Raw genomic sequence first — 7,398 nt, 5'->3', positions numbered from 1 at the left:
ACGATCTCGAAGCAGGGCATCACGCACTCGGTGGCGGCCAGCACATCGGCGTTGCTGATGCCGGGGCCCATCAGGTCTTTCTTCAGGATGAAGGCAATTTCGCCTTCGGCCTTGGGCTGGATCAGGGTGCTGGCCACGATGGACTGCCCTTCGTTGTAGATCATGCCGTCGAGCAGGTAGCCAAAGTCGGGCTGGTAGACGCCCAGCATGTTCATCACGGCGGCCGAGGTGACGCCAATCTTTTTGCCGACGATGCGCTCGCCCGCTTTCAGGCGGTTGGAGAGCATGCGCTGCTGGATCAGGTAGGCGTGCTCGATGGTGATGCCGGGGTGGCGGTTGGTCAGCGGCTCGACCACGGTTTGGGTGCTCATGGCGCGGAACAACTCGTCGCCCAGGGTTTCGATCAGTGTGGCATCCATAGGTAAGTAGGTCCTGTCGGTTGAATGGAAAATGGAAAATCGCAAATATTCAAGTGTTTTCGGCCTCTAGCCCTCGTGAACAGTGCCTGTATAGCTATCAAAACAATAGTGCCCTGGTTCTTGGGTCAGGCCGCCAGCGCATCCGCTTCGGTCAGGAAATTCCCGACCAGTTGGGCAAAGCGGGCGGCGTGTTCAATTTGCGTCCAGTGGCCACATCGGCCGAACACATGCAACTGCGAGCGGGAAATCCATTGCGCCAGCGTCAACGAGTTGGACAGGGGAATCACCTGATCCTCACGGCCGTGAACCACCAGCGTCTCGTGCGGCAGCGCACGGATGTCTTGTTCGCGGCTGGCCAGCGCCTCCACGCCGTTTTGCCGGGGCGCGGGAAACATGCTCTCAAACGCCTCCTGAAAGCCGGGCTGGATGCTGGCCTTGTACCGCAGCTCGGCCAGTTCGTCGGTCATCAGCGTGCGGTCAAAGGCGAAGACGTCGAGCAGCTTGCGCATGGCCGCAATCGAGGGCTGGTAGCCCCAGACCGCATCCAGACCGGGCGTGATCGGGAACGACACACCGGCCGCGCCCATCAGCACCAACCGCCGCACCCGCTTGGGATGGCGGATCGCCAGGGCCAGCGCCAGGCCGCCCCCAAACGAGTTGCCCACCAGGTCGGCTTGTTCAATGCCCAGGGCATCGAGCAGACCCACGGCCTGCGCCACCCAGGTGTCCAGGTTGTAGCGAACGCCTTTCGGCCGCTCGCTGTAGCCAAAGCCGACCATGTCGGGCGCAATCACCCGGCGCTGCTGCGCCAGGGCTGGAATCGTCAGGCGCCAGTTGGCCCAGGCGCTCACCCCGGGGCCGGAGCCGTGGATCAGCAGCACCGGAAAGCCGGTGCCGACGTCGTGGTAGTTGGTATTGATGCCATTGGCCACAATGGACTGGCCGATTTCAGCGTTCTGAGTCATGGATCGGCCTTCAGTACTTGATCATCACGTTGCGCAGCTCGGTGTAGAACTCGAGCGAGTGCACACCACCTTCACGCCCGATGCCGGACTGCTTGGAGCCGCCAAAGGGCGTGCGCAGGTCGCGCAGGAACCAGCTGTTGATCCAGCACAAGCCCACTTCAATCTGCGTGGCCAGGCGGCTGGCGCGGCTGATGTCCTGGGTATAGATGGAGGTCGCCAGTCCGTACTTGGTGTCGTTCGCCATGCGCACGGCTTCTTCTTCGGTGTCGAAGGGCTGGATGTGGCAGCAGGGGCCAAAGATCTCTTCACGCACCACCGAAGCCGTCTCGGGCAGGCCAGTCCAAATGGTCGGCTCCACCCAGCAGCCGTCCTTGAGATCGTCCGGCATGTCGGGCACGCCGCCACCAAACACAATGTTGGCGCCTTCTTCCTTGGCTTTGGCGTAGTAGGACAGCACTTTTTTCTGATGGATCTTGCTGACCAGCGGGCCGATCTTGGTGTCGGCATCAAACGGGCGGCCGGGCTTCATGGTTTCTGCCTTGACCTTCAGGGCGGCGACAAACTTGTCGAAGATCGGGCGTTCTACGTAGACACGCTCGGTGCCCAGGCAGACCTGGCCGGCGTTCTCAAAGGCCGAGCGGGTGACGGTGTTGACGGCGTTGTCGAAGTCGCAGTCGGCAAACACCACGGCGGCATTCTTGCCACCGAGTTCGAGCGACACCGGGCGGATGCCGTCGGCGCCGGCTTTCATGATGGCCGTGCCGGTTTTGGTCTCGCCGGTGAAGGTGATGCCGTTCACATCCGGGTGGGCCGTCAAAAAGGCCCCGGCGGAATCCATGCCAAAGCCGTTCACCACGTTGTAAACGCCGGGCGGCACGCCGACCTTGTTCATCACTTCGCCCAGCAGCGTGGCGGTGCTGGGGGTGGCTTCTGAGGGTTTGACGACCACGGTGTTGCCGCAGGCCATGGCCGGGCCGCACTTCCAGGTCATCAGCAAAAGCGGCAGGTTCCACGGGCAGATGATCGCGATCACGCCACGCGGCGTGCGCACGCCGTAGCTGCGCGCGGTCTTGCCGTCGGGAGTGCGCATCTCGAACGATTCGGTCGAGACGTTCTTGATGGTGTCGGTGAAGATCTTGAAGTTGGCCGCGCCACGCGGGATGTCGATGTGCGAGGCCAGGTGACTGGGCTTGCCGGTATCAAGAATTTCGGCCTGCAGAAAGTCATCAAAACGGCGGTTGATCTCGGCCACCACGCCATCAAGCATGGCGCAGCGGTCCACCACCGAGAGCTTGCCCCAGGGTCCTTTGAGCGCGGCCTTGGCCGCAGCCACCGCGGCATCGACTTCGGGCCTGCCGGCCTCGTAGACGTTGCCGATCAGCGAGTTGTCGACCGGGTTGCGCTTCTCGTAGGTCCTGCCGCTGACGTTGCCCACGTAGGCACCGTTGATGAAGTTCTTGATCTCTTTCATATCCAACTCTTCCAAAAAAGGCGCGGTAGCTCTTGCTCTGCGCCGTTAACGTGAAATAACTTTCATGGCCCCAGGCGCTTCGCCAAGGGCCAGGAAAGTTAGCTGCTCAATCCAATCGCGGCTAGCCCGGCTTGCGCACAGGCTTCGTCCTGCTCCTCGGAGCCACCCGAGACACCGATACCGCCGATGCGCTGACCGTTCTCCATCAGCGGCAGCCCGCCGCCAAAGGCCACAAAGCGCGGCCTGAGCACAAGGCCTTCGCGCACGGCGGCGGAGTGCTGCTGCAGGGCGGCCTGCCACTGACTGGTGGCCAGGCCAAAGCTGACGGCGGTGTAGGCCTTGTCGATGGCGATGTCCACCGAATGCAGCGGCGCACCGGGCATGCGCAGGAACGCCGCCAGCACGCCGCCGGCATCCACCACGGCCACATTGATGCACACGCCCCGCTCCCGGGCCGCCTGCACCGCCGCGCCAACCGCCAGGTGCGCCGCGTGCCAGTCGATGGACTGCAAGGCGACGCTGACGGGCAAGCCGGAAGCCGGGGGCTCGGACCGGGAGGCGGTCTCCGTTTTAGTCATGATTTCGCACAGCCCGTATCAGGTGTACACCTCAGTGAACGAAGGCACCAGGTCACCCGTGTGATAAAAAATGCCGCTGCCCAGGTGCGATTCGTCCCAGGTGGTCACGGGGCGGTCGCGCTGGGCCAGGTAGCCCAGACCCGCGAAGGTTTCGTTGCGGTTGCCGCTCGGGTCAAAGAAGTAGATGGTCTCGCCCCGGGTGATGCCATGGCGTGTCGGCGCCACATCGATCCGGGTCTTGGTTTTTGCCATCACGTCGGCTGACTTCAGGATGTCGTGCCAGGAATCCAGGAAGTACGCAATGTGGTGCAGTCCCATGCGCGGTCCGCCCACAAAAGCAATGTCGTGCGGCGTGGTGGTGCGGGCCAGCCAGGTGGCGGCCTGCATGTCGCCGGCCGGGCCAACCAGCACCTGCTCGGTGAGGAAGAAGTCGAGCGCCTCGATCATGAATTTGGTGTTGTCGGCGACCTTGTTCACCCCGGTTTCCGGGTTGAGTTCGCACATGAGCAAACAGTGGTCCAGCCAGTGCGCGCCCGCGCCCTTGATGTTGTCGGGCCAGGGGTCGGGGTTCAGGCTACCGACCTCGGTGCCCACATATTCTTTCATCGCATACAGCCGCATTTCGTGGCCGCTGGGCATGTTGAACTGAAGCATGCGCCCGGTCGAAGGCTGAGTGCCTTCGGGCAGGATCTTGGTGCTGATGCCGTAGGCTTCGACCTTCTTCTGCAGGTCGTCCAGGTCGGCGTCCTTCTCGACCTTGTAGGCCACGTGGTTCAGGCCCGCCTGGTCTGAGGGCGTCAGCACCAGCGAGTATTTGTCCCATTCGTCCCAGCACTTGAGGTACACGTTGCCGTGCTTGTCCTCCATTGTCTTTTTCATGCCCAGCACGTTTTCGTAGTGCTTGAGGGCGGCTGCCATGTCCATCACCCGAAGGCTGGCGTGACCAATTCTCATGATTCCCATTGAAGTCTCCTCGTGGTTAAAAATCAGGGCTTTGCCGCTGCGGCAAAGCCTTTTCGAAACGGCTTCTCGAACTTGCCCGCGACCTCCAGCCGGATGGCGGTGACGGGCGCCACACGGCAGGCCAACGTGAAGCCTTGCGCTTCCTCCGCTGCACTGACGTGCGCGCGACTGATGGGACCGAGGGGCCGGCACTGCCCTTCGGTCACGTGAACCTTGCAGACGCCACAACCACCATTGACGCAACCCACCGGGATGCCCTTGCGGCCCAGACGCAACATGGCCTGCAGCAAACTCTCGTCGCTGGCGCAGGGGAAGGTTTCGTTGGTCTGCACGACATGCACACTGACTTTGGGGCGGGTATCAAACAACATCGAGTGCGCTCCTCAAACCCGCTTGAGCAGCGGGCTGCGCTGCTGGCTGGCGCCGGTGCAGCGGTAATTGCTGCAGTCGTTTTCAATAGGAATGGTGTAGCTTGCCATGATGAAGTTGTCAGCGGATCTGTCCTTGGCTCGCGCTTTGCGGCTGGAATTTGCGCACGGTATCCAGGAAGGCCGTCAATATCGGCGAGGCATCATCCCGGCGGTACAGGCAAACCAGGTCCACCGTAGGCGGTGGATCGGCTTTGAGCGGTCGGTACACCACCCCCGGCAGTTGCAGGCTGCTGGCCGCCTCGGGCGTCACGCACAGGCCAAAGCCGCTGGAGACCAGGGCTACCGCGGTGACCACATCCTTCACTTCCAATTCCACCTGGGCTTGCAGCCCTTCGTGGTCAAACAATGAAATCACGTGGTCAGCAAAACCTTCGCGGGTGTTATTGGGGTACAGAATGAGCGGCTGCTGGCTGAGTTCCAGGATGCTGATGGCGGCCTGTTGCGCTAGCGGATGCCCACAAGGCAGCGCAACCAGCAGGGGTTCAAGGTACACCGTTTCCACCACGATGTCCGGCTCGGACCTGACGTGGCGGTTAAAGCCAATCGTCAGACGTCTTTCGCGCAGGGCCTGGATTTGTTCTACTTTGGTTTGTTCATGCAGGCTGATCTTCACATTGGGGTACAGGCTGCGAAACTGCAACAGCAAGCGTGGAATGTAGTGAAAAATCGCCGAACCGAAAATGCCCACATCCAGACGGCCAATTTCACCCCGGCCGGCTTGGGTGGCGCGGTCTTTGGCAGCGTCCACCAGCCCCAGAATTCGCCTGGCATCGTCCAGCAAGGTGATCCCGGCGGCAGTCAGCGCCAGACCTTTGGGCAGTCGGTCAAACAGTTGGGTACCGAGCTCGTTTTCCATCAGCTGAATCTGACGGGTCAAGGGTGGCTGCGAAATGTGCAGGCGAACGGCCGCCCGACCAAAGTTCAACTCTTCGGCCAGCACCGCAAAACTTTTCAGATGACGCAGGTCCATGGCTCAAACTCCAGGCGGTGTGGCGCCCAGCGCCATGATGCGCCGGTGCAGGTCGGCATAGCGCAAGCCGGGAGTCGCGCTCACCAGGGGGTCATCGTTGGCCATAAACGCCGCATCAATGGTTTGCCAATCGGACGCCAGCAAGACTTCTTCGGCTAGGGGAAACGCCTGGGTGTTCTCCACCTCGAGGTGGCGCTCCAGGTGTCTGGCGTAGCTGCCGGCCACTTCGGCCAGCTGTGCTGCGGCCCCGGGCGCTGAGTTCTTGTAGGCAGTCAGCGCGTCCAAAAATTGTGCAATGCTGTCGTCTTCTTTGCCATGGTCGGACAACAGTCGGTCCAGCAGCGCGGCGCAGCGTTGTGGCGCACGTTCGCGCATGGCGCGAAACAGAAACGCCTCTTCTTTCGGATGGTGGATGCGGTTCGGAAACTCGGCGATGTAGGCGGCGATGCTTTCCAGCAACGCGATATCAACCTGGCCACCGCGCGCGAGCAGAACCGCCTCCATCGCGATGATGCGGGCAACGGCGCGCAGCGCCAGGTGTTCCCGGCCCAAAATGCGCATCGCCGGTCTCATGGCTGTTTCTCCTGGGTGGACGCAAAGCGGACACGCCGCTGGACCGCGAAAAAATGCAGGTCAAAGCGGCTGCTCATCAGCCCCCAGACACCGCGCGGAATCCAGAGCATGAATGCCACCGCAACGCAACCCAGCACAATCATGTACCAGCTGCCATAGTCGCTCAGGAACTGGCGCAGCACAAAGTAGATGAGCGTGCCGACGATCGGGCCCTCAATGGTGCCGATGCCGCCAATGATGACGACAAAGAACATCGCGGCCGTCCAGTCCATGGAAAACGCCGCCTCGGGCGCAATGCGCAACTTGGTGATGAAAATCAACGCACCCACCATGCCACAGCCCGCGGCGGCGGCAATATAGACAAACCATTTCATGCGGGCGACCGACACCCCCAGGCTCTCGGCCGCGTGTTCGCTGTCGCGCACGGCGGTCAGGGCCAGGCCATGGCGTGAACGCAGCAGCCAGTAGACCGCCAGCGTCGCCCCGCCGCCCAGTGCTATCGCCAGCCACAGCGTGGTGGACTCGCGCCACCAGGCGGGAATACCGGTCACAGTCTGGGTGATGGACGTGCCCGAGCCGCCCCCAACACTGGCGGTGTTGGCCACGATCAGCCGAAACACTTCGGCTACCACCCAGGTCCCGACCGCAAAGTAAGCGCCCCGCAACCGAAACAGCACCGCTGCCGTCGGGATCGCCACCAGCGCCGTCACCACCCCGGCCAGCGGCACGATCAGAAACGGGTTCAGCCCGAACTGCAGCCCCAGCACCACCAGGCAATAGCCGCCCAGGCCAACAAAGCCCTGCTGCCCAACTGACAGCAAGCCGCCATAGCCCGCCAGCAGATTCCACATCTGCGCCAGCGCCAGGGTGTAGAGAATTTCGGTCATCAGGCGTTGCGATGAGCGCTCCGCCCACCAGGGGGCCGAGGTCGCCGCCAGCAACACGAGCAGCGCCAACACCAGACCGGCCTGGCTGGCCCGTGTGCTGCGCTCAACGGAGGGGGTTTGGGTGTTCATGATGTCAGGCCG

8 protein-coding genes and 1 pseudogene are annotated in these 7,398 nt (G+C 62.4%); all 9 read right to left on the bottom strand.

All coding sequences use genetic code 11. The features are described 5' to 3' along the window. Window positions 1-419, bottom strand: a pseudogene (locus tag Q7T10_RS14435) (2-oxopent-4-enoate hydratase); the annotation flags it as partial. Between the two features lie 125 nt (window positions 420-544). Beyond that, on the bottom strand, window positions 545-1,384 hold the full coding sequence (locus Q7T10_RS14430; protein WP_304749495.1) for an alpha/beta fold hydrolase: 840 nt from the start codon (window positions 1,382-1,384) through the stop codon (window positions 545-547). 10 nt (window positions 1,385-1,394) lie between these two features. Further along, a complete protein-coding gene (locus Q7T10_RS14425) occupies window positions 1,395-2,855 on the bottom strand; it encodes a 2-hydroxymuconic semialdehyde dehydrogenase (protein ID WP_304749493.1) in 1,461 nt (486 codons plus the stop codon). A gap of 98 nt (window positions 2,856-2,953) precedes the next feature. Beyond that, on the bottom strand, window positions 2,954-3,433 hold the full coding sequence (locus tag Q7T10_RS14420; protein ID WP_304749490.1) for a heme-binding protein: 480 nt from the start codon (window positions 3,431-3,433) through the stop codon (window positions 2,954-2,956). Window positions 3,434-3,451: 18 nt separating this feature from the next. Further along, on the bottom strand, window positions 3,452-4,396 hold the full coding sequence (locus Q7T10_RS14415) for a catechol 2,3-dioxygenase (RefSeq protein WP_304749489.1): 945 nt from the start codon (window positions 4,394-4,396) through the stop codon (window positions 3,452-3,454). A 23-nt stretch (window positions 4,397-4,419) separates the two neighbouring features. Further along, window positions 4,420-4,767 carry a 2Fe-2S iron-sulfur cluster binding domain-containing protein gene (locus Q7T10_RS14410; protein WP_304749487.1) on the bottom strand — a complete coding sequence of 116 codons (348 nt, stop codon included), beginning with the start codon at window positions 4,765-4,767 and terminating at the stop codon, window positions 4,420-4,422. 118 nt (window positions 4,768-4,885) lie between these two features. Further along, window positions 4,886-5,797 carry a LysR substrate-binding domain-containing protein gene (locus Q7T10_RS14405; RefSeq protein WP_304749484.1) on the bottom strand — a complete coding sequence of 304 codons (912 nt, stop codon included), beginning with the start codon at window positions 5,795-5,797 and terminating at the stop codon, window positions 4,886-4,888. A gap of 3 nt (window positions 5,798-5,800) precedes the next feature. Continuing rightward, a complete protein-coding gene (locus tag Q7T10_RS14400) occupies window positions 5,801-6,370 on the bottom strand; it encodes a hemerythrin domain-containing protein (RefSeq protein ID WP_304749481.1) in 570 nt (189 codons plus the stop codon). Continuing rightward, entirely contained in the window at window positions 6,367-7,386 is a 1,020-nt protein-coding gene (locus Q7T10_RS14395) for a branched-chain amino acid ABC transporter permease (RefSeq protein ID WP_304749479.1), read from the bottom strand. Before Q7T10_RS14395 ends, Q7T10_RS14400 begins: the two co-directional genes overlap by 4 nt. Window positions 7,387-7,398 lie beyond the last annotated feature (12 nt).

The sequence above is a fragment of the Rhodoferax sp. genome (assembly GCF_030646845.1).
GTDB lineage: Bacteria > Pseudomonadota > Gammaproteobacteria > Burkholderiales > Burkholderiaceae_C > Rhodoferax.
The sequence above is the reverse complement of the archived record's forward strand: the minus strand, read 5'-3'. Positions and strand labels throughout refer to the sequence as shown.